At 70.2% G+C, this 24253-nt stretch carries 20 protein-coding genes; 16 read left to right on the top strand and 4 right to left on the bottom strand.

Annotation, left to right across the window (positions count from 1 at the left end):
* Window positions 1-129: 129 nt before the first annotated feature.
* The 4 genes from ACFWP5_RS39435 to ACFWP5_RS39420 form a co-directional block, all read right to left on the bottom strand.
* Window positions 130-2511, bottom strand: coding sequence for a DUF3488 and DUF4129 domain-containing transglutaminase family protein (locus ACFWP5_RS39435; protein ID WP_384168277.1), 2382 nt, complete (start codon window positions 2509-2511; stop codon window positions 130-132).
* A complete protein-coding gene (locus tag ACFWP5_RS39430) occupies window positions 2508-3863 on the bottom strand; it encodes a DUF58 domain-containing protein (protein ID WP_384168274.1) in 1356 nt (451 codons plus the stop codon). Before ACFWP5_RS39430 ends, ACFWP5_RS39435 begins: the two co-directional genes overlap by 4 nt.
* The gene (locus tag ACFWP5_RS39425; protein ID WP_384168271.1) at window positions 3863-4888 is read right to left on the bottom strand and encodes an AAA family ATPase; all 1026 of its coding nucleotides are present in this window, start codon (window positions 4886-4888) and stop codon (window positions 3863-3865) included. The genes ACFWP5_RS39430 and ACFWP5_RS39425 overlap by 1 nt, the downstream gene beginning before the upstream one ends.
* Window positions 4889-5115: 227 nt before the next feature.
* The gene (locus tag ACFWP5_RS39420; protein WP_384168269.1) at window positions 5116-5664 is read right to left on the bottom strand and encodes a beta-class carbonic anhydrase; all 549 of its coding nucleotides are present in this window, start codon (window positions 5662-5664) and stop codon (window positions 5116-5118) included.
* Window positions 5665-6132: 468 nt separating this feature from the next.
* On the opposite strand from ACFWP5_RS39420, the gene rsmH reads away from it, so the two are divergent.
* The 16 genes from rsmH (at window position 6133) to ACFWP5_RS39340 (ending at window position 24239) form a co-directional block, all read left to right on the top strand.
* Complete coding sequence (gene rsmH / locus ACFWP5_RS39415) at window positions 6133-7092, top strand: 16S rRNA (cytosine(1402)-N(4))-methyltransferase RsmH (protein ID WP_384168266.1); 960 nt, start codon at window positions 6133-6135, stop codon at window positions 7090-7092.
* Window positions 7093-7177: 85 nt separating this feature from the next.
* A complete protein-coding gene (locus ACFWP5_RS39410; protein ID WP_384168263.1) occupies window positions 7178-7831 on the top strand; it encodes a septum formation initiator family protein in 654 nt (217 codons plus the stop codon).
* A 236-nt stretch (window positions 7832-8067) separates the two neighbouring features.
* Window positions 8068-9855 carry a peptidoglycan D,D-transpeptidase FtsI family protein gene (locus ACFWP5_RS39405; protein ID WP_384168260.1) on the top strand — a complete coding sequence of 596 codons (1788 nt, stop codon included), beginning with the start codon at window positions 8068-8070 and terminating at the stop codon, window positions 9853-9855.
* Between the two features lie 173 nt (window positions 9856-10028).
* On the top strand, window positions 10029-11579 hold the full coding sequence (locus ACFWP5_RS39400) for a UDP-N-acetylmuramoyl-L-alanyl-D-glutamate--2,6-diaminopimelate ligase (RefSeq protein WP_384168297.1): 1551 nt from the start codon (window positions 10029-10031) through the stop codon (window positions 11577-11579).
* 4 nt (window positions 11580-11583) lie between these two features.
* The gene (gene murF / locus ACFWP5_RS39395; protein WP_384168257.1) at window positions 11584-12999 is read left to right on the top strand and encodes a UDP-N-acetylmuramoyl-tripeptide--D-alanyl-D-alanine ligase; all 1416 of its coding nucleotides are present in this window, start codon (window positions 11584-11586) and stop codon (window positions 12997-12999) included.
* On the top strand, window positions 12996-14069 hold the full coding sequence (gene mraY, locus ACFWP5_RS39390) for a phospho-N-acetylmuramoyl-pentapeptide-transferase (RefSeq protein ID WP_384168255.1): 1074 nt from the start codon (window positions 12996-12998) through the stop codon (window positions 14067-14069). The genes murF and mraY overlap by 4 nt, the downstream gene beginning before the upstream one ends.
* Window positions 14051-15484, top strand: a complete 1434-nt coding sequence (murD, locus tag ACFWP5_RS39385; RefSeq protein WP_384168252.1) for a UDP-N-acetylmuramoyl-L-alanine--D-glutamate ligase — start codon at window positions 14051-14053, stop codon at window positions 15482-15484. Before mraY ends, murD begins: the two co-directional genes overlap by 19 nt.
* A gap of 21 nt (window positions 15485-15505) precedes the next feature.
* Window positions 15506-16873, top strand: a complete 1368-nt coding sequence (gene ftsW / locus ACFWP5_RS39380; protein WP_384168249.1) for a putative lipid II flippase FtsW — start codon at window positions 15506-15508, stop codon at window positions 16871-16873.
* Window positions 16874-16879: 6 nt separating this feature from the next.
* On the top strand, window positions 16880-17974 hold the full coding sequence (gene murG, locus ACFWP5_RS39375; protein WP_384168246.1) for an undecaprenyldiphospho-muramoylpentapeptide beta-N-acetylglucosaminyltransferase: 1095 nt from the start codon (window positions 16880-16882) through the stop codon (window positions 17972-17974).
* Between the two features lie 143 nt (window positions 17975-18117).
* Window positions 18118-18912 carry a cell division protein FtsQ/DivIB gene (locus ACFWP5_RS39370; protein WP_384168243.1) on the top strand — a complete coding sequence of 265 codons (795 nt, stop codon included), beginning with the start codon at window positions 18118-18120 and terminating at the stop codon, window positions 18910-18912.
* A gap of 277 nt (window positions 18913-19189) precedes the next feature.
* The gene (gene ftsZ / locus ACFWP5_RS39365; protein WP_384168240.1) at window positions 19190-20377 is read left to right on the top strand and encodes a cell division protein FtsZ; all 1188 of its coding nucleotides are present in this window, start codon (window positions 19190-19192) and stop codon (window positions 20375-20377) included.
* Window positions 20374-21102, top strand: a complete 729-nt coding sequence (pgeF, locus tag ACFWP5_RS39360) for a peptidoglycan editing factor PgeF (protein WP_384168237.1) — start codon at window positions 20374-20376, stop codon at window positions 21100-21102. The genes ftsZ and pgeF overlap by 4 nt, the downstream gene beginning before the upstream one ends.
* A gap of 6 nt (window positions 21103-21108) precedes the next feature.
* Window positions 21109-21828, top strand: coding sequence for a YggS family pyridoxal phosphate-dependent enzyme (locus ACFWP5_RS39355; protein ID WP_384168234.1), 720 nt, complete (start codon window positions 21109-21111; stop codon window positions 21826-21828).
* A 128-nt stretch (window positions 21829-21956) separates the two neighbouring features.
* The gene (locus tag ACFWP5_RS39350) at window positions 21957-22598 is read left to right on the top strand and encodes a cell division protein SepF (protein ID WP_384168231.1); all 642 of its coding nucleotides are present in this window, start codon (window positions 21957-21959) and stop codon (window positions 22596-22598) included.
* 50 nt (window positions 22599-22648) lie between these two features.
* Complete coding sequence (locus tag ACFWP5_RS39345) at window positions 22649-22939, top strand: YggT family protein (RefSeq protein ID WP_019062316.1); 291 nt, start codon at window positions 22649-22651, stop codon at window positions 22937-22939.
* A 52-nt stretch (window positions 22940-22991) separates the two neighbouring features.
* On the top strand, window positions 22992-24239 hold the full coding sequence (locus ACFWP5_RS39340) for a DivIVA domain-containing protein (RefSeq protein WP_384168228.1): 1248 nt from the start codon (window positions 22992-22994) through the stop codon (window positions 24237-24239).
* Window positions 24240-24253 lie beyond the last annotated feature (14 nt).

Raw genomic sequence — 24253 nt, 5'->3', positions numbered from 1 at the left:
GTCGCCCACCCCCGGGGGGCCATGCCCCCCCCCGGCCCCCCCCCCCCCCGGCGGCCCCCCTCCCCCCGTGGTGGGGGGGACCCCCGGGGCCGGGGGCCACCCCCCCTCCCGTATGCCCTGCCGGGCTCTCTAGCCCCGCTGTCCGGACGGCTTGCGGAGGGTCGGCCGCAGCGCCGCCGCCCGTGTCGTCACCGACGTCCACCAGGCCGACAGCGCCCACACCACCCGGACGGTCGAGCGCGGGGCGACCAGTGCGCGCAGCCGCGCGGAGCGGCCCGCCGTGCCCTGGAACCCGACGGCCACCTGCCGGACGTCCTTCGCGAGCCCCGCCGCCAGCTGCGGCCGGGGCGCGTACAGGACCTGCTCCACGGCGTCCGCCACGCGGTGCACCGAGGCGCCGGCCGCCGGGTCGAGATGCCCGAGTCCGACGATCCGTGCCGCCGCCTTGCGCGGGGTCAGCGACTCGTCGGGCGGGATCCCGAAGTCCCAGGCCGCATCGGTCAGTTCCTCCCACACCGCCAGCGTGTGGACCGCCGCGTCCGCCTCCGTACGACCGTGCGCTCCCAGCCGTGCGGAGCGCATCCGGGTCCGCCACAGCATCGGTGAGAACGGGATCGTCAGCAGCAGGAGCGCGCCCAGGCCCAACGTCACCATCTGGATGTACCACCAGGGGCCCCGCGGGGCACCGCCCGTCCCGATCGCCGGGGCCTGGCTCGCGCAGCCGTCCAGCTTCCGCAGCTGGGCCGTGCAGCTCTCGCTCGCCGAGGGGGCCGCGGAGGGCGCCGTGCTCGTCGAGGTCGAGGGGCGGGCCGGGTCCGGGACGTCGCTGCCGGGCGTGGTCGACTGGGTGTACGACGGCACCGAGCCCCGGTTGGGGGTCGGCTCGAAGCGGGTCCAGCCCACGCCCTCGAAGTACAGCTCGGGCCAGGCGTGCGCGTCCTTCAGGCCCACCGACACCGTGCCGTTCGGCTCCGGGGTGCCCGGTGCGAAGCCCACCGCGACCCGGGCCGGGATGCCCAGGGTGCGGGCCATCGCCGCCATCGCGAAGGAGAAGTGGACGCAGAAACCCTGCTTGTCCTTCAGGAACTTGGCGATCGCGTCGCGGCCGGTGCCGACGTCCACCTGGGTGTCGTACTGGAAGCCGCCGGTCACCGCGAAGTAGTCCTGGAGCTTGACCGCCTGCTCGTAGTGACTGGTCGAGCCGGCGGTGACCTTGCGGGCGGTGTCGGCCACCACCGACGGCAGCGACTTCGGCACCTTGGTGTACTGGTTCTTCAGGGTCGCCGACGGTTCCGGCGCCGAGGCCAGCTGCTCCGCGGTCGGCTGCACGTCCAGGCTGTTGACCGTGTAGGCCGCCCCCCGCGTGTTCTGGCCGTGGTCGCCCACGACCGTCATACCCACGGGCTCGTAGCGCCAACTGCCGTCGATGCTCACGCCGCTGGGCGGGTACGGCATCGGCAGCCAGTCCTGGGCGTACCAGTCCGCGGCCGAAATGCGGGTCTGGATCACCGAGCGCTTGATGTCGGCGCCGAGGCCGGTCGGGGTGGGGAACGTGCTCGGCACACCTTGGATGTGCCGCTGGGACGGCTTCCAGGTGGTGCCGTCGAAGTCGTCCAGGGACACGATCCGCAGATACATGTCCGAGATGTCGTTCGTGTTGGTGCGCAGGGACAGGACCTGGCGGTTCTCGTCCACGTTCAGGCTGTCGCGCAGCGAGACCAGCGGGTTGACCGCGGAGATCGTGCCGCCGCCCCCGGTGCCCGAGCCCACGCCGGTCCCGGCGGCGTCCAGCAGGCCGCCCGAGATGGTGGGCAGCGGCAGCAGGGCGATGGCCATCGCGACCGCGCCGATCCGCCGCCCGGTGCGGACCGGGGCGAGCGGTCCCGAGGACTCCGAACCCGGGGTGGTGCGGGGAGCCCCGCCGAAGACCCGGCCCCACTGGGCGAGCCGGTCGCGGCCCTCGGCCAGCAGCAGCATCAGATAGCCGGCGGCGGCGAGCAGGAACCACAGCCAGCTGACGCTGCTCTCGGACAGCCCGGCGGCGACCGAGTACAGCGCGAGCAGCGGCAGCCCGGCCGGGGCCGCGCTGCGGAAGGTGACCGCGAGCGTGTCCACCGCGAGGCCGATCACCAGGACACCGCCGATGAGCATCAGCCGGATGCCGTCGTGCAGCGGTGCCGGGATCGCGTACCGGGAGACGTCGTCGGAGCCCTCTTGCAGCAGGTCGGCGAAGTGCTGGAAGGCCTCGGGGCCCGGGACGAACCCGGCGAGGGCCTGCGCGTGCGCGAAGACCAGGGTCAGCATCAGCAGCGTGACCAGGGCCTGCGCCGCGACGGTCAGCGGCCGGGCCAGTGGCACCCGGCGGGTCGCCGCGCCCACGCCGGTCTGGATCGCCAGCATGAAGGCGGCCTGGACGATCCAGGTCGCCGGGGAGACCAAGGGGAGCATGGCGCAGGACGCCATCAGCGTGGCCACCCAGGCGCAGATCGCCAGTCGTGCCCGCCCGCTCATGCCCATCCCTCCCCGAGGCCGGTCGCGGTGATGCCGTTGCGCTCCCGGTCGGCCTGTTGCCACAGGTCGGTCAGGGACGCGCCGCGTGGCACGCCCACGGTGCTCCAGCCCGCGTCGCGCAGCATCCGCAGCCGCTCGTCGGGCTCGTCCCCGGCACCGGGTACGTCGGTCGACTCACGCACCCAGCCGTCGCTGTCCAGCACGAAGGCGAGGGCGCCCCCGCTGCGCTGGCGCATCCGGGCGACCACCGCCGCCTGTTCCTCGTCGAGGTCGCCGAAGAAGGCCACCAGCAGCCCTTCGTTCCCGCTGCGCAGGACGTCGTAGGCCCGGGACAGGCCCGAGCCGTCCGAGTGGTCGATCACCGCGAGGGTGTCCATCATCAGCCCGGCCGCGTCCGCCGACTCCTGGCTCGCGCCCGCGAACCCGTCGGCGTCCTGGGCGGGCACCGAGTTGCCGGTGTCGCTCAACAGCCGTACGGAGAAGCCCCGTTCCAGCATGTGCACGAGGACGGAGGCGGCGCCCGAGACGGCCCACTCGAAGGCCGAGTCCGGTCCCTGGCCCGCGTAGGCGATGCCCCGGGTGTCGAGGAGGACCGTGCAACGGGCGCGCTGGGGCTGTTCCTCGCGGCGCACCATCAGCTCGCCGTAGCGCGCGGTGGAGCGCCAGTGCACGCGGCGCAGGTCGTCGCCGTAGCGGTACCCGCGCGGGATCACGTCGTCCTCGCCCGCCAGGGCCAGCGAGCGGTTGCGGCCGTCGCCGTAGCCCTTGGCCTCGCCGCTGAGGCGGACCGGGGGGAGGGCCTCCACGCGCGGGATGACCGTCAGGGTGTCGAAGGTCGAGAAGGAGCGGGTCAGTTCGCACATCCCGAAGGGGTCCGTCAGGCGGAGCTGGAGCGGGCCCAGGGGGTAGCGGCCGCGCAGGTCGGAGCGGACCCGGTAGGACACCTCGCGCCGGCCGCCCGCCTCGACCCGGTCCAGGACGAAGCGGGGGCGCGGACCGAGCACGTACGGCACCCGGTCCTGGAGCATCAGCAGGCCCGTGGGCAGCCGCGAGACGTTGTCCATCCGCAGATGGACGCGGGCCTCGCTGCCGGCGGGCACGCGCGCGGGGGAGAGCCGGCGGCTGCCGGCGACCCGGTAGCGGGTGCGGTAGAGCACGGTCGCGCAGACCAGGGGCAGCACGGCCAGCAGCAGTCCGACCCGGAGCAGATCGCTCTGCCCCAGGACGTACGCGCAGACCGCGGCGGCGATACCGGCGGCCAGGAAGGAGCGTCCACGGGTCGTCAGCCCGGCCAGGGCCGTACGGACACCGCCCTTCTCGTCCCGGTCGGTCTCCGCCTCCCCGGTGGTCATCACAGCCTCCGGGGCGGCTGCTGGCCGTACGCCCCGAGACCCAGGCCGCCCTGCGGGGCCGGCGCCGCGGGCACGGGGGTGCGCTGGAGGATCTCCTGGACGACCTGCTCCGCCGTACGACGGTTCAGCTGGGCCTGTGCGGTGGGCAGCAGGCGGTGCGCCAGGACCGCGACCGCGAGCGCCTGGATGTCGTCCGGCAGCGCGTACTCACGGCCGCTCAGGGCGGCGGAGGCCTTCGCCGCGCGCAGCAGGTGCAGCGTCGCGCGCGGGGAGGCGCCGAGTCTGAGGTCGGGGTGGTTGCGCGTGGCGGAGACCAGCTCCACCGCGTACCTGCGCACCGGGTCGGCGACATGGACGCCGCGGACCGCCTCGACCAGCTTGACGATGTCGTGCGCGTGGGCCACGGGCTGGAGGTCGTCCAGCGGGCTCGCCCCGCCGTGGATGTCCAGCATCTGCAGCTCGGCCTCCGCGCTGGGATAGCCGATGGAGACCCGGGCCATGAAGCGGTCGCGCTGGGCCTCGGGCAGTGGATAGGTGCCCTCCATCTCGACCGGGTTCTGCGTGGCGACCACCATGAAAGGGCTGGGCAGCTCGTAGGTCTGGCCGTCGATGGTGACCTGCCGCTCCTCCATCGACTCCAGGAGTGCGGACTGGGTCTTCGGCGAGGCGCGGTTGATCTCGTCGCCGATCACGATCTGCGCGAAGATGGCGCCCGGTTTGAACTCGAAGTCCCGCTGCTGCTGGTCCCAGATGGACACACCGGTGATGTCCGAGGGCAGCAGGTCGGGCGTGAACTGGATTCGCCGCACCGAACAGTCGATCGACCGTGCCAGCGCCTTGGCCAGCATTGTCTTGCCCACACCCGGAACGTCCTCGATCAGAAGATGTCCCTCGGCGAGCAGTACGGTCAGCGAAAGCCGTACGACCTCGGGCTTGCCCTCGATCACTCCTTCCACCGAACTGCGGACTCGCTCCACAGTGGCGGTCAGATCTGTAAGGCTCGCTCGATCGTCATAGGTCGTCACCCGGCCCTCCTCGGCCCGTTCTTTCCATGGGCCGACGCCTGTGATGCGGACCGGCCCACCCCGAAACACGGACACCGCGCGGAAAAAGTTCCGCGCGACGCCACACCCGCATTCTTGTTGCCGTTACCGGTTCGTGTCACTCGCCTGTGGACAACTGCCTTCGCTTTGTCGGGTCTTACGACCTTTTGGGCGGTCCGGGCGGCGAGGTTTCGGGGCGGGCGGGTGCGTCAGGCGGGGTCGATCTCGCGCAGCAGACCCGACTTCACGTCGAAGACGAAGCCGCGCACATCATCAGTGTGCAGCAGGAACGGCGAGGTGCGCACACGCTGCATGGACTGCCGTACGTCCTGCTCGACGTCCCGGAAGGCCTCCACCGCCCACGCGGGGCGCTGGCCGACCTCCATCTCCAGGTCGTGCCGGAACTCCTCGGTGAGGGACTCCAGGCCGCAGCCGGTGTGGTGGATGAGGACGACGCTGCGGGTGCCGAGCGCCCGCTGGCTGATGGTGAGGGAGCGGATCACGTCGTCGGTGACCACGCCGCCCGCGTTGCGGATCGTGTGGCAGTCGCCCAGTTCCAGACCGAGCGCGTCGTGCAGGTCGAGACGGGCGTCCATGCAGGCCACTACGGCCACCTGCAGGACGGGATGGGCGTCCATCCCGGGATCGGTGAAGGCGGAGGCGTACTGCGCGTTGGCCTCGACGAGGCGGTCCGTCACAGTCCCGCCGTCGGCTATGGCGCCTTCGGGCTCTGTGGGTACGGATGCGGAGGTCGTCATACCTATGACGGTACTGGTCACCGGCGGTGTGGTCTTGGTGCGGGATGGGAAAAAGAGCGTCATCGCGTCCTCTTGTGAGGTAACCCACACGGGTGGCGGGGGTGCACCCGTGTGGATGATTCTTCCCGTTTTGAGGCTTCGCACGCACCCGGGCCCGCGACGCGCAGGCCGGTTGATTGACCGCGAGACAGCGTGGACTAAAGTTGCGCGGAGCGGGAGGCGAGGCTCTCCCTGCTGGACTTTTCCCGGAGACCCCGGCGACTTTCCGGATTCTCCCCACGTGCGCGGCGCGTACGTACGGCTCGGCCTCCTCCCGCTCCCGGTCGGCTGACGCTTCCGGCGCCGGCAGGCCTCCCCTTCTTGAGCGGGCGGGGACCCGGCGGTGCGTACGGCCCGCGCCGGACCTGAGAGGGCCCAGATTCAATGGGGCGCGAAGCGCATTCGAATAAGGGCGGTGGTGGGCGACGGGTGGGACAGAGTCGACACGTCCCGGTGATGCTCCAGCGGTGCCTGGACCTGTTGGCCCCCGCGCTGGAGCGGCCGGGAGCGGTGGTCGTCGACTGCACCCTCGGCCTCGGCGGGCACAGCGAGGCCCTGCTGGCCCAGTTCCCCGAGGCGCACCTCGTCGCCCTCGACCGCGACAAGGAGGCCCTGCGCCTCTCCGGCGAGCGCCTCGCCCCCTTCGGCGACCGGGCCACCCTCGTGCACGCCGTCTACGACGAACTGCCCGACGTACTCGACCGCCTGGGCATCCCGCGCGTCGAGGGCGTCCTGTTCGACCTCGGCGTCTCCTCCATGCAGCTCGACGAGGCCGACCGCGGCTTCGCCTACGCGCAGGACGCCCCCCTCGACATGCGCATGGACCAGACGACCGGCATCAGCGCCGCCGAGGTCCTCAACACCTACGCGCCCGGCGAACTCGTCCGGATCCTGCGGGCGTACGGCGAGGAGAAGCAGGCCAAGCGGATCGTGTCCGCGGTCGTCCGCGAGCGCGACAAGGAGCCGTTCAGCAACAGCGCGCGGCTCGTCGAGCTGATCCGCGACTCGCTGCCGCAGGCCGCCAAGCGCACCGGCGGCAACCCGGCCAAGCGCACCTTCCAGGCGCTGCGCATCGAGGTCAACGGCGAACTGTCCGTCCTGGAGAGCGCGATCCCCGCCGCCGTGAAGTCCCTGGCCGTGGGCGGCCGGATCGCCGTCCTGTCGTACCACTCGCTCGAAGACCGCCTGGTCAAGCAGGTGTTCGCGGCCGGCGCCGCCAACACCGCGCCCCCTGGGCTCCCTGTCGTACCCGAGCAGTACCAGCCCCGGCTCAAGCTCCTGACGCGCGGTGCCGAACTTCCCACCGAGGAAGAGGTCGCCGAGAACCGGCGGGCGGCACCCGCACGGCTGCGGGGGGCTCAGCGCATCAGGGAGGACGTCGTTGATTGAGCACGGGGTGAGGCAGCGGCTCTGGCACCAGGGGAGCTCGCCGCGCGTGATGGGTGGGTTTGATATTCCAACTCGGGGGGCGTGAGTGAGTAGGAAACCTGAACTGAGGGGCAGGGCCGCCCGACTCGCGCGGCTCTTCCCGACCGGTCCCGCACAGGCGGGCGGGATCCAGGCAGCCCGTACCCCGTTCGTCCTCCTTGTCGTCCTCCTCCTCGGCGGCGGCCTGATCGGACTGCTCGTGCTGAACTCCGCGCTCAGCGAAGGGCAGTTCAAGCTGGACGACCTCCAGAAGCAGACGAAGAGCCTCACCGACGAGGAGCAGGCCCTCCAGCGGGACGTCGACGCCTACTCCGCCCCCGACGCCCTCCAGCGCCGCGCCCACGAGCTGGGCATGGTGCCCGGCGGGGACCCCGCCTTCCTCGACCCGAACGGCACCGTGAAGGGTGTCCCGGAGCAGGCCGCCGCGAAGACCGTGAACACACCGGCGGTACTCGCACCCGAAGCACTTGTCAGCAGGCCCAGCCCGAGCCTGAGTTCGAGCCCCACGGCCGTCGTACCGGCACCGGCCCCCGCGGCCACCCCCGTCGCGACCCGGCCCGCACAGACGTATACAGCGCAGACATATACAGCACAGACATATACAGCACAGTCCTCGACAACCCAGAGCTCCACAGGGCAGTCATCCACAGCACAGTCCTTCACAGCACAGTCCTCCACCCCGACAACCCCCGGCAGGTGACGGAAGTGTCCGACAGGGAACCGCCGCGCCGCCGAGTGCCCGGACCGGCCAGGCCCGAACGGCCGGAAGGGGGCAACGCCGCCCGGCGCCGCCCCGGGCCCGGTGCCCGTCCGGCCCGCCGCCCGGCCTCACCTCCTCCCTCAGCTCATTCCTCAGCTCATTCCTCAGTTCATTCCTCCGGCCGTCCAGCAGGCCCGCGCTCCCTCCGGCTCGGCAGCCCCCGCCCCCGGCTGCGCATGATCAGTCTCGCGCTGACCCTCGTCCTGATCGCCTTCGTCGTACGGCTGCTCCAGGTGCAGGCCGTCGACGCGAGCGCGTACGCCGCCAAGGCCGCGCAGAACCGGTACGTCGACTACGTCCTGGCCGCCGAGCGCGGCGAGATCACCGACCGTTCCGGGGTGGCGCTGGCGACCAGCGTGGACGCGTACACGATCACCGCCGACCCGACGCTGTTCACGAGCAAGCAGCTGAAGATCGACGACGGGCCCGAACAGGCGGCCGCCCTCCTCGCCCCGATCCTCGGCGTGGATCAGGCCTCCCTCGTCAAGAAGCTCAGGCCCGCGAACAAGAACCTGCGCTACGTGGTGCTCGCCAACCGCCAGACCCCGCAGGTCTGGAAGCAGATCAAGGACCTGAAGAGCGCGCTGACCACCAAGTCCTCGACCGACCCGACCACGGTCAACGTCCTGGCCGGTGTCCTCGCCGTCCCCACCACCAAGCGCGTGTACCCCAACGGCGATCTCGCCGCCGGGATACTGGGCTGGGTCAACGCCGACGGCAAGGGCGGCGGCGGCGTCGAGCAGCAGCTGAACAAGGACCTCACCGGCAAGGACGGCAAGGTCCGTTACGCCCAGTCCGGCGGTCTCCAGGTGCCCACCGCGGGCTCCACGGAGACGCCGGCGGTGCCCGGTTCCGACGTAGAGCTGACGATCGACCGTGACATCCAGTGGGCCGCGCAGAACGCCATCACCGAGCAGGTGAAGAAGTCCAAGGCGGACCGTGGGTACGTGATAGTGCAGGACACCCGCACCGGCGAGGTCCTCGCCATGGCCAACGCGCCCGGTTTCGACCCGAACGACCTCGCGCAGGCCAACGCGGCGTCCCTGGGCAACGCGGCCCTCCAGGACGCCTACGAGCCCGGCTCCACCGCCAAGGTCATGACGATGGCCGCCGTACTGCAGGAGAACGCGGCCACCCCGCTGACGCATGTCGTCGTGCCGAACCGGCTGCACCGCGGGGACCGGCTCTTCCAGGACGACGTGGACCACGCGACCTGGAACCTCACCCTCAACGGCGTGCTCGCCAAGTCCAGCAACATCGGCACCATCGAGGCGGCCGGCCAGCTCGGCAAGACACAGCCACAGGCCAACCAGGTCCTGTACTCGTATCTGCGCAAGTTCGGCATCGGCAGCTACAGCGGGCTCGGTTTCCCCGGCGAGACCAAGGGCATCCTCGCGCCCGCCGACAAGTGGTCGACCTCGCAGCAGTACACGATTCCTTTCGGCCAGGGCATGTCCCTCAACGCGCTCCAGGCGGCCTCCGTCTACTCGACGGTCGCGAACGGCGGAGTCCGCGTCGAACCCACCCTGGTGCGCGGCACGAAGGGGCCCGACGGCCGCTTCACGCCCGCGGCGACGCCCAAGAAGACCCGGGTCATCAGTGCGAAGACGGCGAAGACCCTCGCCCAGATGCTGGAGTCCGTGGTGGACGACGAGCAGGGCACGGGCGGTAAGGCCGCCATTCCGGGGTACCGGGTCGCGGGCAAGACCGGCACCGCCAACCGCGTGGATCCGGCCACCGGCAAGTACAAGGGCTACACCTCGTCGTTCGCCGGGTTCGCGCCCGCCGACAACCCCCGCATCACCGTCTACTGCGCGATCCAGAACGCCACCAGCGGAAGCTACTTCGGCGGTCAGATCTGCGGACCGATCTACAAGCAGGTGATGGAGTTCGCCCTCAAATCCCTCCAGGTCCCGCCCACCGGGGCGAAGGCCGCGAATCTGCCCGTGACCTTCACGCCCTGATCAGCGCAACAGCCAGGAACCGATCCGTGACCATGATCACCTCCCAGTCCGGGAACCAGGGCCAGCAGGACAGCAGGCCCCGCCCCTCTTTTCGCCCCGGGGCGGGTGCGCCCGGTACGCTCACCGCCGTGCCACCCGCCGACCACTCCCAAACCCCCCAGAAGGGCGCATCCGTGACCTACCCGGGGCCGCCCAGGCCGGCGCAGATCTCCGCCACACCCCTCGCGGAACTCGCCGACCAACTGGGCGCCACCGTGCCGACGACGACAGCGCCGGCCACGACAGCGCCGAGTACGACTGCGGGGGTCACGGGCATCACCCACGACTCGCGCGCCGTCCGCCCCGGCGACCTGTACGCCGCGCTGCCCGGCGCCCGTCTGCACGGCGCCGACTTCGTCACCCAGGCGGCAGGCCTCGGCGCCGTCGCCGTCCTGACGGACCCGACCGGCGCCGACCGCGCCGCGGCAACGGGCCTGCCGGTACTGGTCGTAGACGATCCGCGCAGGCAGATGGGCGAGCTGGCGGCCACGATCTACGGCCACCCCGGCCGCGATCTGCTCCAGATCGGCATCACCGGCACCTCCGGCAAGACCACCACCGCGTATCTCGTCGAGGGCGGCCTGAAAACGGTCCGGTCCACCGGTCTGATCGGCACGGTCGAGATGCGCATCGGCGACGAGCGCATCAAGTCGGAGCGCACGACCCCCGAAGCCACCGATCTCCAGGCCCTGTTCGCGGTCATGCTGGAGCGCGGGGTCGACGCGGTCGCCATGGAGGTCTCCAGCCACGCGCTGGTCCTCGGCCGGGTCGACGCCTGCATCTTCGACATCGCGGTCTTCACCAACCTCAGCCCGGAACACATGGAGTTCCACTCGGGCATGGAGGACTACTTCCAGGCCAAGGCCCAGCTGTTCACCCCGGAACGCAGCCGGCAGGGGGTGGTCAACCTTGACGACGAGTACGGCCGCAGGCTCGCCGCCGAGGCCGCGGTCCCCGTGATCACCTACTCCGCCGAGGGCCACCCGGACGCCGACTGGCGCGCCGAGGACGTCGAAGTCGGCCCGATGGACTCGACGTTCACCGCGGTCGGCCCCAAGGGCGAGCTGATCACCGCTCGTTCGCCGCTGGCCGGCTCCTTCAACGTGGCCAACACCCTCGCCGCGATCGCCGCCCTGGCCACCGCGGGCCTCGACCCACAGCTCGCCGCCGACGGCATCGCCGAGGTGCCGGGCGTGCCGGGCCGCCTGGAGCGTGTGGACGCCGGGCAGCCGTATCTCGCGGTCGTCGACTACGCCCACAAGACGGACGCCGTCGAATCGGTCCTGCGCGCGCTGCGCAAGGTCACCGAGGGCAAGGTGCACGTCGTGCTCGGCTGCGGCGGGGACCGGGACAAGACCAAGCGCGAGCCGATGGGCGCCGCCGTGGCCCGGCTCGCCGACACCGCCGTACTGACATCGGACAACCCCCGCTCCGAGGACCCCCTCGCGATCCTCGCGACCATGCTCCAGGGTGCCGCGTCGGTGCCCGCGCACGAGCGTGGCGAGGTCCAGGTCTTCGAGGACCGGGCCGCCGCCATCGCCGCCGCCGTCGCCCGCGCACAGCCGGGGGACACCGTGCTGGTCGCGGGCAAGGGCCACGAGCAGGGCCAGGACATCGCCGGAGTGGTCCGTCCCTTCGACGACCGCCAGGTGCTTCGCGAAGCTATCCAGAAGACCCAGGGATGAACTTGTGATCGCCCTCTCCCTCGCCGAGATCGCAGAAGTCGTCGGCGGGCAGACGCACGACATACCGGATCCGTCCGTCCAGGTCACCGGCCCGGTGGTCCGCGACTCCCGGGAGGTGGAACCAGGCAGCCTCTTCGTCGCCTTCGTCGGCGAGCACGTCGACGGCCACGACTTCGCGGACGCGGTCGTCGAGGCGGGCGCGGTGGCCCTCCTGGCGTCCCGCCCCGTGGGCGTGCCCGCGATCGTCGTGGACGACGTCCAGAGCGCCCTGGGCGCCCTCGCCCGTCACGTCGTACGACACCTCGGCGCGACCCTCGTGGCCCTCACCGGCTCGGCGGGCAAGACCAGCACCAAGGACCTCATCGCCCAGGTGCTCGCGCGCAAGGCGCCCACGGTGTTCACGCCGGGATCGTTGAACAATGAGATCGGGCTGCCGCTGACCGCGCTCAGCGCCACCGCCGAGACGAGGTTCCTCGTCCTGGAGATGGGTGCCCGCGGTATCGGTCACATCCGCTACCTCGCGGGTCTGACGCCCCCGCAGATCGGCCTCGTCCTCAACGTCGGCACCGCCCACATCGGCGAGTTCGGCGGCCGGGAGCAGATCGCGCAGGCAAAGGGTGAACTCGTAGAGGCCCTCCCTTCAGTTGAAGACGGCGGCGTCGCGGTCCTCAACGCGGACGATCCGCTCGTACGGGCCATGGGGCCCCGTACGAAGGCGAAGGTGATCCTTTTCGGAGAGTCCGGCGAAGCGGACGTACGGGCCGAGAACGTGAGACTCACGGACAGCGGACAGCCCGCCTTCAGCCTTCACACACCCTCCGGGTGCAGCGAAGTGACCATGCGCCTGTACGGTGAGCACCACGTGTCGAACGCGCTCGCCGCGGCCGCCGTCGCCCATGAGCTGGGCATGTCCGCAGACGAGATCGCCACCGCGCTCTCCGAGGCGGGCTCCCTCTCCCGCTGGCGGATGGAGGTCACCGAGCGACCGGACGGCGTGACCATCGTCAACGACGCCTACAACGCGAACCCCGAGTCCATGCGAGCCGCCTTGCGCGCGCTCGCGGCCATGGGCAAGGGGCGGCGGACCTGGGCGGTGCTCGGCAAGATGGCCGAGCTAGGGGACGAGGCGCTCGCCGAGCACGACGCGGTCGGACGGCTGGCCGTCCGGCTCAATGTCGGCAAGCTCGTCGCGGTCGGGGGCAGGGAAGCGTCCTGGCTGCAACTGGGCGCATATAACGAGGGTTCGTGGGGTGAGGAGTCGGTGCACGTGTCCGACGCACAGGCGGCGGTCGACCTGTTGCGCAGCGAGTTGCGCGCGGGAGACGTCGTTCTCGTGAAGGCGTCCCGGTCGGTCGGGCTCGAGAGCGTGGCACAGGCGCTCGTCGAGACCGGTGCCGAGGGTGAGGTTGCCGTCCGATGATGAAGCAGATCCTGTTCTCAGGAGTCATCGGCCTGTTCCTGACCCTGGTGGGCACCCCGCTGCTGATCAAGCTGCTGGCCCGCAAGGGCTACGGCCAGTACATCCGGGACGACGGCCCGCGCGAGCACGCCGCGAAGCGTGGTACGCCGACGATGGGTGGTATCGCGTTCATCTTCGCGACGGTCGCCGCGTACTTCCTGTCCAAGGTCATCACGGGTTACACGCCGACCTATTCGGGTCTGCTCGTGCTCGGTCTGATGGTCGGCATGGGCCTGGTCGGTTTCCTCGACGACTACATCAAGATCGTCAAGCGGCGTTCGCTGGGCCTGCGGGCCAAGGCGAAGATGGCCGGTCAGCTGATCGTCGGCATCAGCTTCGCGGTGCTCGCCCTGCAGTTCCAGGACGCCCGCGGCAACACCCCGGCCTCGACGAAGCTGTCGTTCATCACGGACTTCGGCTGGAAGATCGGCCCGATCCTGTTCGTGATCTGGGCGCTGTTCATGATCCTCGCGATGTCGAACGGCGTGAACCTGACGGACGGTCTGGACGGCCTGGCCACCGGCGCCTCCGTGCTGGTCTTCGGCGCCTACACCTTCATCGGTGTCTGGCAGTTCCAGGAGTCCTGCGCCAACGCGCAGACCCTGACCAACCCGAACGCCTGTTACGAGGTGCGCGATCCGCTCGACCTGGCGGTCATCGCCTCGGCGCTGATGGGCGCCTGCCTGGGCTTCCTGTGGTGGAACACCTCGCCGGCCAAGATCTTCATGGGGGACACCGGTTCGCTGGCCCTCGGCGGTGTGCTGACGGGTCTGGCGATCCTCTCCCGCACCGAACTGCTGGTCGCCATCATGGGTGGTCTGTTCGTCCTCATCACCATGTCGGTGGTCATCCAGGTCGGATCCTTCAAGCTCACCGGCAAGCGGGTCTTCCGCATGGCCCCGCTCCAGCACCACTTCGAACTCAAGGGCTGGTCCGAAGTGCTCGTGGTGGTCCGTTTCTGGATCATCCAGGGCATCTGCGTGATCGTCGGCCTGGGCCTCTTCTACGCCGGATGGGCAGCGGAAAAGTGACCGAAGGGCAGGGGCTCTCCTTCGAGGGCAAGCACGTCACGGTCGCCGGGCTCGGTGTCTCCGGCATCCCGGCGGCCAAGGTCCTGCACGGCCTCGGCGCGCTCGTCACGGTCGTCAACGACGGCGCCGACGAGCGCTCCCGGGCCCAGGCCGCGGAGTTGGAGGCGCTCGGCATCACCGTGCGCCTCGGCGACGGTGCGACCCTGCCCGACGGCACCGAACTGATCGTCACCACCCCCGGCTGGCAGCCTGACAAGCCGCTGTTCACGGCGGCCCGGGCGGCCGGGGTGGAGATCTGGGGCGACGTGGAACTCGCCTGGCGCCTGCGCGGCCCCGACGCGGCCCCCTGGCTGGCCGTCACCGGCACCAACGGCAAGACCACCACCGTCCAGATGCTCGCCTCGATCCTGAAGGCGGCGGACCTGCGTACGGCGGCGGTCGGCAACATCGGCGTCTCGGTCCTCGACGCCGTCCTCGGGGACGAGGAGTACGACGTCCTCGCCGTGGAACTGTCGAGCTATCAGCTCCACTGGGCGCCTTCGCTGCGCGCCCACTCCGCCGCCGTACTGAATCTGGCGCCCGACCACCTCGACTGGCACGGCTCCATGGAGGCGTACGCCGCCGACAAGGGCCGTATCTACGAAGGCAATCGGGTCGCCTGCGTCTACAACGTCGCCGACAAGGCCACCGAGGACCTGGTCCGCGAGGCCGACGTCGAGGAGGGGTGCCGGGCGGTCGGCTTCACCCTCGGCAGCCCCGCGCCGTCCCAACTCGGCGTCGTGGACGGCATCTTGGTGGACCGCGCCTTCGTCGAGGACCGACAGAAGAACGCCCAGGAACTCGCCGAGGTCGCGGACGTCAACCCGCCCGCCCCGCACAACATCGCCAACGCCCTTGCCGCCGCTGCCCTCGCGCGCGCCTTCGGGGTGCCCGCCAAGGCCGTACGGGACGGGCTGCGGGCCTTCACGCCCGACGCGCACCGCATCGCGCACGTGGCCGATGTGGACGGTGTCGCGTACATCGACGACTCCAAGGCCACCAACACCCATGCGGCGGAAGCCTCGTTGGCGGCCTACGAGTCGATCGTGTGGATCGCGGGCGGGCTCGCCAAGGGCGCCACCTTCGACGAACTCGTCGCCAAGTCGGCGAAGCGGCTTCGGGGCGTGGTGCTGATCGGCGCCGATCGCGCGCTGATCCGCGAAGCCCTCGCGCGACACGCGCCGGAAGTACCCGTCGTCGACCTCGACCGGACCGACACTGGGGCGATGCTCGCGGCTGTCCAGGAGGCACAGCGGCTCGCCGCCGCCGGCGACACGGTGCTGCTCGCCCCGGCCTGCGCCTCCATGGACATGTTCGCCAACTACAACAAGCGCGGTGACGCGTTCGCCACGGCGGTTCGCGAACTCGGCGCCTGACCGACGCAAGCGGAGGCGCTGATGCCCAGTAGCCGTACCGGCCGGCCGCCCGTGCAGCAGCGGACCCCCAGACGTCCCGCCGCCGCCAGGACCGTCCGCGACAACCCCGTACGACGGCTGTACGCCAACGCGCGCCGGGCCTGGGACCGGCCGCTGACCGCGTACTACCTGATCGCCGGCGGCAGCGTGCTGATCACCGTGCTGGGTCTGGTGATGGTCTACTCGGCCTCCCAGATCACCGCACTCCAACTCTCGCTGCCCGGCTCGTACTTCTTCCGCAAACAGTTCCTCGCCGCCTGCATCGGCGGGGTCTTGGCGCTGGCCGCCTCGCGGATGCCGGTCAAGTTGCACCGGGCGCTGGCCTATCCGATCCTCGCGGGCGCCGTCTTCATGATGGCGCTGGTGCAGCTGCCGGGGATAGGGATGTCGGTCAACGGCAACCGCAACTGGATCTCGCTCGGCGGCTCCTTCCAGATCCAGCCCAGCGAGTTCGGCAAGCTGGCCCTCGTCCTGTGGGGCGCCGACCTGCTCGCCCGCAAGCAGGACAAGGGCATGCTGGCCCAGTGGAAGCACATGCTGGTGCCGCTGGTGCCGGTCGCGTTCATGCTGCTCGGGCTGATCATGCTCGGCGGCGACATGGGTACGGCGATCATCCTCACCGCGATCCTGTTCGGCCTGCTCTGGCTGGCCGGTGCGCCGACCCGGCTCTTCGTCGGCGTGCTGTCGATCGCGGCCGCGATCGGTGTGATCCTCATCAAGACCAGCCCCAACCGCATGGCCCGGCTCGCCTGCATCGGCGCCACCGAGCCCAAGACCGGGGTCGCCGACTGCTGGCAGGCCGTGCACGGTATTTACGCGCTGGCCTCGGGCGGGATCTTCGGCTCCGGGCTCGGGGCGAGTGTGGAGAAATGGGGTCAACTCCCCGAGGCCCACACCGACTTCATCTTCGCCGTCACCGGTGAGGAACTGGGTCTGGCGGGCACACTGTCGGTGCTCGCCCTCTTCGCGGCTCTAGGCTATGCGGGTATCCGCGTGGCCGGACGCACGGAGGACCCCTTCGTGAGGTATGCCGCGGGAGGCGTGACCACCTGGATCATCGCTCAGGCGGTGATCAACATCGGTGCGGTGCTCGGCCTGCTGCCGATCGCCGGCGTCCCACTCCCGCTGTTCTCCTACGGGGGTTCCGCCCTGCTGCCGACCATGTTCGCCATCGGGTTGCTGATCGCCTTCGCGCGCGACGACCCCGCTGCGCGGGCGGCGCTTGCGATGCGGCAACCCCGCTTTGGTAGAAAACGGGGGGGCAGGGGTACCGGTTCCGGCCAACGGCCCCGGAGATGGAACACGATGCGACGGCGTGCCTCGGCGGCGCGTTCGTCCGGAGAGCGGTGAATTTCGGTGCATGTCGTACTCGCCGGTGGGGGGACCGCCGGCCACATCGAGCCGGCGCTCGCCCTCGCGGACGCCCTGCGCAGGCAGGACCCCACCGTGGGGATCACGGCCCTGGGCACGGAGCGCGGCCTTGAGACCCGTCTCGTACCCGAGCGGGGCTACGAACTCGCGCTGATCCCCGCCGTACCCCTGCCGCGCAGGCCCACCCCCGAGCTGATCACCGTGCCGGGCCGGCTGCGCGGCACCATCAAGGCGGCCGAGCAGATCCTGGAGCGCACCAAGGCGGACTGTGTCGTCGGCTTCGGCGGCTACGTGGCCCTGCCCGGCTACCTCGCGGCCAAGCGCCTCGGCGTGCCGATCGTGATCCACGAGGCCAACGCCCGCCCGGGGTTGGCCAACAAGATCGGCTCGCGGTACGCGGCCCGGGTCGCCGTCTCGACCCCGGACAGCAAGCTGCGCGACGCCCGCTACATCGGCATCCCGCTGCGCCGCTCGATCGCCACCCTGGACCGCGCGGCCGTACGGCCCGAGGCCCGGGCCGCGTTCGGGCTCGACCCGAACCTGCCGACGCTGCTGGTCTCCGGCGGCTCGCAGGGCGCCCGGCACCTCAACGAGGTGGTCGAGCGGGTCGCGCCGTACCTCCAACAGGCCGGAATCCAGATCCTGCACGCGGTCGGCCCGAAGAACGAACTGCCGCAGGTGCACCAGATGCCGGGGATGCCCCCCTACATCCCGGTACCGTATGTGGACCGGATGGACCTCGCGTACGCCGCGGCCGACATGATGCTCTGCCGCGCGGGCGCGATGACCGTCGCCGAACTCTCCGCCGTCGGACTCCCGGCCGCCTACGTCCCGCTGCCCATCGGCAACGGCGAACAGCGGCTGAACGCCCAGCCGGTGGTCAAGGCCGGCGGCGGACTCCTGGTCGACGACGCGGAACTGACGCCCGAGTGGATCCAGGGCAACGTCCTGCCCGTGCTCGCCGACCCGCACCGGCTGTACGAAATGTCGCGCGCGGCAAGCGAGTTCGGCCGCCGGGACGCCGACGATCTGCTCGTCGGCATGGTGTACGAGGCGATCGCCTCGCGGCATCGTCAATAAAACACGCTGGTGAGTGAGCCGAAGGGGCGCGCCGGTGTCGAGAGGTCGAGCGCGCGGAGGTCCGAAGGGCTGAGCACGGTCGGGCTCTCGACACCGGCAGAGAGCGCACCGGAGGTGAACCGAGCCTAGAAAGGGAGTTGCGCGTGGCCGGACCGACCACCGCCGAGCGCGGTGAACGCCAACAGGAGTCGTCCGGCCCGCCCCTTGTCCGGCGCCTGGGACCACGGCGCCTTCGTCTGATCATCGTTCTGGCCCTCGCCGCACTGGTGTTGGGCGCCGCGGCGGTCTGGCTTCTCTACGGCTCGCAGTGGCTGCGGGTCGAGAAGGTGTCGGTCTCCGGGACCAAGGTCCTGACGCCGGAGCAGGTGCGCGAAGCCGCCGACGTTCCGGTCGGCGGGCCGCTCGTTTCCGTCGACACCGATGCGATCGAAGCCCGACTCCGCAGGAAATTGCCCCGAATTGACGCGGTTGACGTAGTCCGATCCTGGCCTCATGGAATCGGGCTGAAAGTGACCGAACGCAGCCCGGTCCTGGTGGAGAAAAAGGGCGGAAACTTCATCGAAGTGGACGACGAGGGCGTGCGATTCGCCACTGTTTCCACACCGCCGAAGTCCGTCCCCACCCTGGAATTGACGCTCTCCCCATCGGGTTCGTCCGCGGCGGGCCTGCGCCGCTTCGGCGAGGACCGGCTCGTGCGCGAGGCGGTACGGGTCGCGGATGGCATTCCGGCCGCGGTCGCACGCGTCACCCAGGTCGTCAAGGTCCGTTCCTACGACGACATCTCACTGGAGTTGAGCGGCGGCCGTACCGTCGCATGGGGAAGTGGTGACAAGGGCGCGGCGAAGGCGCGTACGCTCACCGCTCTCATGAAAGCAGCTCCCGGCGCCCGGTACTTCGACGTAAGTGTTCCCACCGCGCCTGCGTCAGCCGGGAGTTGACGCACATTCGCGCAGGCCAGCACCCTGGTTGGGCAGCGCTACGGCTGATCACATAGGGTGAAAAGAAAAACGGGAGGTTCGGCGTGTTCGTTGAACGTGCGCCACTTGTCGACTTAGTGTCCTGTTCAGAAGACTTCAAGGAACGGACACACTGGTAACCCTAAACTTCAACGTTAGGGTTCGGGTCGGCGCTACGGACCGTCCCATTCGGCATCCGTCGTCGGGTCGCGGAACACCGCGATCGACGACACGTAACTCGAGGCGAGAGGCCTTCGACGTGGCAGCACCGCAGAACTACCTCGCAGTCATCAAAGTCATCGGTGTCGGCGGCGGTGGTGTCAATGCCATCAACCGGATGATCGAGGTCGGTCTCAAGGGCGTCGAGTTCATCGCCATCAACACCGACGCGCAGGCGCTGTTGATGAGCGACGCCGACGTCAAACTCGACGTCGGCCGTGAACTCACCCGCGGACTCGGCGCCGGCGCCAACCCGGCCGTCGGCCGCAAGGCCGCCGAGGATCACCGCGAGGAGATCGAGGAGGTCCTCAAGGGGGCCGACATGGTCTTCGTGACGGCAGGCGAGGGCGGCGGAACCGGCACCGGCGGCGCGCCCGTCGTGGCCAACATCGCACGCCAGCTCGGCGCCCTCACCATCGGCGTGGTCACCCGCCCGTTCACCTTCGAGGGACGGCGCCGCGCCAACCAGGCGGAGGACGGCATCGCCGAACTCCGCGAAGAGGTCGACACCCTCATCGTCATCCCGAACGACCGGCTGCTGTCCATCTCGGACCGCCAGGTCTCGGTCCTCGACGCCTTCAAGTCGGCGGACCAGGTCCTGCTCTCCGGCGTGCAGGGCATCACCGATCTCATCACCACGCCCGGTCTGATCAACCTCGACTTCGCCGACGTCAAGTCCGTGATGTCCGAGGCCGGTTCGGCCCTCATGGGCATCGGCTCGGCCCGCGGCGACGACCGCGCGGTGGCGGCGGCCGAGATGGCGATCTCCTCGCCGCTCCTCGAAGCCTCCATCGACGGCGCCCGCGGCGTCCTGCTCTCCATCTCCGGCGGCTCCGACCTCGGCCTGTTCGAGATCAACGAGGCTGCCCAACTGGTCAGCGAGGCCGCCCACCCCGAGGCCAACATCATCTTCGGCGCGGTCATCGACGACGCCCTCGGCGACGAGGTCCGGGTCACGGTCATCGCGGCCGGCTTCGACGGCGGCCAGCCGCCGACCCGTCGGGAGACCGGCACGAGTTCCACCTCGGCCCGCCGCGACGAGCCGACTCCGGTACGGCAGGAGAGCCGTCCGTCCTTCGGTTCGCTCGGCAGCGTCAAGCCCAAGGAGGAGCCGGAGTCCGCTCCGGAGCCGGTCGCCGACCTCCCGGTCGCCCCGCCGGTCCCGCCGTCGCGGACCTACTCGGACAGCGCCGCCGAGGAGCTGGACGTACCGGACTTCCTGAAGTGATAGGACAGTTCGACACCGTGAGCGGCGCGCACTTCGCCTTCACCGACAGGTGGGGCGGGGTGAGCGCCGTTCCGTACGAGGAGCTCAACCTCGGCGGCGCGGTCGGTGACGACCCCGACGCCGTACGTACCAATCGTGAACTGGCCGCCAAGTCACTGGACTTGGACCCGGCCCTGGTGGTCTGGATGAACCAGGTGCACGGCGCGGACGTGGCGGTCGTCGAGGGGCCCTGGGGCGCCTCGGACACCCCCTCCGTCGACGCGCTCGTCACCGCACGGCGCGGCCTCGCCCTCGCCGTGCTGACCGCCGACTGCACGCCTGTCCTGCTCGCCGACCCGGTCGCCGGGATCGCGGGCGCGGCCCACGCCGGACGCCCAGGCATGGTCGCCGGGGTCGTCCCCGCCGCCGTACGGGCCATGGTGGAACTCGGCGCCGATCCCGCCCGGATCGTCGCCCGCACCGGACCCGCCGTCTGCGGCCGGTGCTACGAAGTGCCCGCCGACATGCGCGCCGACGTCGCCGCCGTGGAACCGGCGGCGTACGCCGAGACGAGTTGGGGCACTCCGGCGGTCGACGTGACCGCCGGAGCGCACGCGCAGCTCGACCGGCTCGGGGTGCTCGACCGGGCGCAGTCGCCGGTGTGCACCCGTGAATCGGGCGACCACTTCTCGTACCGCCGCGACCGTACGACCGGGCGGCTGGCGAGCTATGTCTGGCTGGACTGATGGGGCATGACGGACCGTAAGCATGAACTCGCCGTGAATCTGGCGAAAGTCGAGGAGCGCATCGCCGCCGCCTGTACGGCGGCCGGGCGGAAGCGCGAAGAAGTGACCCTGATCGTGGTCACCAAGACCTATCCGGCAAGCGACGTGCGGACGTTGGCGGAGCTCGGGGTGCGTCATGTCGCCGAGAACCGGGACCAGGACGCCGCCCCGAAAGCCGCCGAATGCGCGGATCTGCCGCTGAGTTGGCACTTCGTCGGTCAGTTGCAGACCAACAAGGTGCGATCCGTGGTCGGTTACGCCGATGTCGTGCAGTCGATCGACCGTTCCCGGCTCGTCACCGCGCTGTCGAAGGAGGCCGAGCGGTCCGGGCGTGAACTGGGCTGTCTCATCCAGGTCGCGTTCGACGCGGGAGTGAGCGGGCGGGGCGAGCGGGGCGGCGTGGGACCGGGCGGGATCGGGGAGTTGGCCGATCTCGTCGCCGGGGCTCCGGGGTTGCGGCTCGACGGGCTGATGACCGTCGCTCCGCTCACCGGGGAGTACGCGGGACGCCAACTGGAGGCGTTCGGGCGGTTGATGGATTTGTCGACTGACCTGCGCCGAGCCCATCCTGCTGCGAACATGGTGTCGGCAGGGATGAGTGCGGACCTCGAACAGGCCGTGGCAGCCGGAGCGACACATGTGCGCGTCGGCACTGCGGTACTCGGCGTGCGCCCCAGGCTCGGGTAACGTCGCCAGGAAGTCGGACCACAGCAGAAAATATGGTCAATGCCGCCGAAGGCGGGCGTAACGACCTCGTGGATCGCGGGCACTTGGCAGTCGTCAGCCGATCCACCACAGAGCGGAGGACTCAGAGCATGGCCGGCGCGATGCGCAAGATGGCGGTCTACCTCGGCCTCGTGGAGGACGATGGGTACGACGGCCGGGGTTTCGACCCCGATGACGACTTCGAACCCGAACTGGACCCGGAGCCCGAGCGGGACCGTCGACGGCACGAGCCGTCGCACCAGTCACACAGTCCACATCAGTCTCAAAGGGACGAACCGGTACGAGTGGTGCAGCCTCCGGCTCCTCGCGAGCCGGTGTCCCATTCCGCTTCACTGGGTGCGGAATCAGGGCGTCCGGCGCGCATCGCGCCCGTGGCATCCATCACACAAGAACGCTCGTCCCTGGAGAAGAACGCACCGGTGATCATGCCCAAGGTCGTGTCGGAACGAGAGCCTTACCGGATCACCACACTTCACCCCCGGACCTACAACGAGGCCCGTACCATCGGGGAACACTTCCGTGAAGGCACCCCGGTGATCATGAATCTGACTGAGATGGATGACACAGACGCCAAGCGACTTGTCGACTTTGCGGCCGGTTTGGTGTTTGGTCTTCACGGCAGCATCGAGCGGGTGACGCAGAAGGTGTTCCTGTTGTCGCCTGCTAACGTCGATGTCACGGCGGAGGACAAGGCCCGCATCGCAGAGGGCGGGTTCTTCAATCAGAGCTGAGACAGACAGCCGCTAGAAAGCACGGAACAGGGGAGAGGGAAAGACAGACCATGAGCGTGTTCGCGCAGGTGATCTACATCGCGCTGATGGTGTTCCTCATCGTGCTCATCTTCCGGTTGGTCATGGACTACGTCTTCCAGTTCGCCCGCTCATGGCAACCCGGCAAGGCGATGGTGGTCGTTCTGGAGGCCGCCTACACTGTCACCGATCCACCGTTGAAGCTTCTGCGGCGGTTCATCCCGCCGTTGCGTCTCGGGGGCGTGGCGCTCGACCTGTCCTTCTTCGTCCTGATGATCATCGTCTACATCTTGATCTCTATCGTGGGCAATCTCGCGAGGTGACAGTGGACGATACGGTCTTGCCGACTGCCGATGACTACGTTGAGGTGAAGAGATGCCGTTGACCCCCGAGGACGTGCGGAACAAGCAGTTCACGACCGTCCGCCTCCGAGAAGGCTATGACGAGGACGAGGTCGATGCCTTCCTCGACGAGGTCGAAGCCGAACTGACCCGCCTGTTGCGGGAGAACGAGGACCTGCGCGCCAAGCTGGCCGCGGCCACGCGCGCGGCTGCGCAGAACCAACAGAACATGCGCAAGCCCCCCGAACAGGACCAGCAGCAGGGCGGCGGCATGCAGCAGCAGGGGATGCCGCAGCAGGGCATGCCCCAGCAGGGCATGCCCCAGCAAGGCATGCCACAGCAGGGCATGCGCGGTCCGGGCGGCCCGGTGCCCGCCGGCATATCGGGCCCGCCGCAGCAGCAGATGGGCGGCCCCATGGGCGGCCCGCCCCAGCTGCCGAGCGGTGCCCCGCAGTTGCCCGCCGGTCCCGGCGGCCAGGGCCAGGGCGGCCCGCAGGGTCAGGGTCCGATGGGCCAGGGCCCCATGGGTCAGGGTCCGATGGGCCAGGGTCCGATGCAGGGCCAGATGCAGCAGATGGGCCAAGGCCCGATGCAGGGTCAGATGGGCGGCCAGCCCCCCATGCAGCAGCAGATGGGCGGCCCCATGGGCGGTCCCATGGGTGGCGGCATGCCGCAGCAGGGCCCCGGTGGCGACAGCGCCGCCCGTGTCCTCTCGCTGGCCCAGCAGACCGCCGACCAGGCGATCGCCGAGGCCCGTTCCGAGGCCAACAAGATTGTCGGCGAGGCCCGTTCGCGCGCCGAAGGTCTTGAGCGTGACGCCCGAGCCAAGGCCGACGCCCTGGAGCGGGACGCGCAGGAGAAGCACCGCGTCGCGATGGGCTCCCTGGAGTCCGCCCGCGCCACGCTGGAGCGCAAGGTCGAGGACCTGCGCGGCTTCGAGCGCGAGTACCGCACGCGTCTGAAGTCCTACCTGGAGTCCCAGCTGCGTCAGTTGGAGACCCAGGCCGACGACTCGCTGGCCCCGCCGCGCGCTCCGGCTGCCGCGTCGCTTCCGCCGTCCCCGGCGCCCTCCATGGCCCCGGCCGGCGCGAGCGCCCCGTCATACGGCGGCAACCAGGGCATGGGCGGCCCGCCGCCCGCCGGTCCGTCCTACGGCGGCCAGCAGCAGATGTCCCCGGCCATGACCCAGCCGATGGCGCCGGTACGGCCGCAGGGCCCGTCGCCGATGGGCCAGGCTCCCTCGCCGATGCGCGGGTTCCTGATCGACGAGGACGACAACTGACCGGCCTTTAGTAC

Source organism: Streptomyces sp. NPDC058469, assembly GCF_042721125.1.
Lineage (GTDB): Bacteria > Actinomycetota > Actinomycetes > Streptomycetales > Streptomycetaceae > Streptomyces.
Note: the sequence above shows the minus strand (reverse complement) of the source record. Positions and strands in the feature narration are given on the sequence as shown.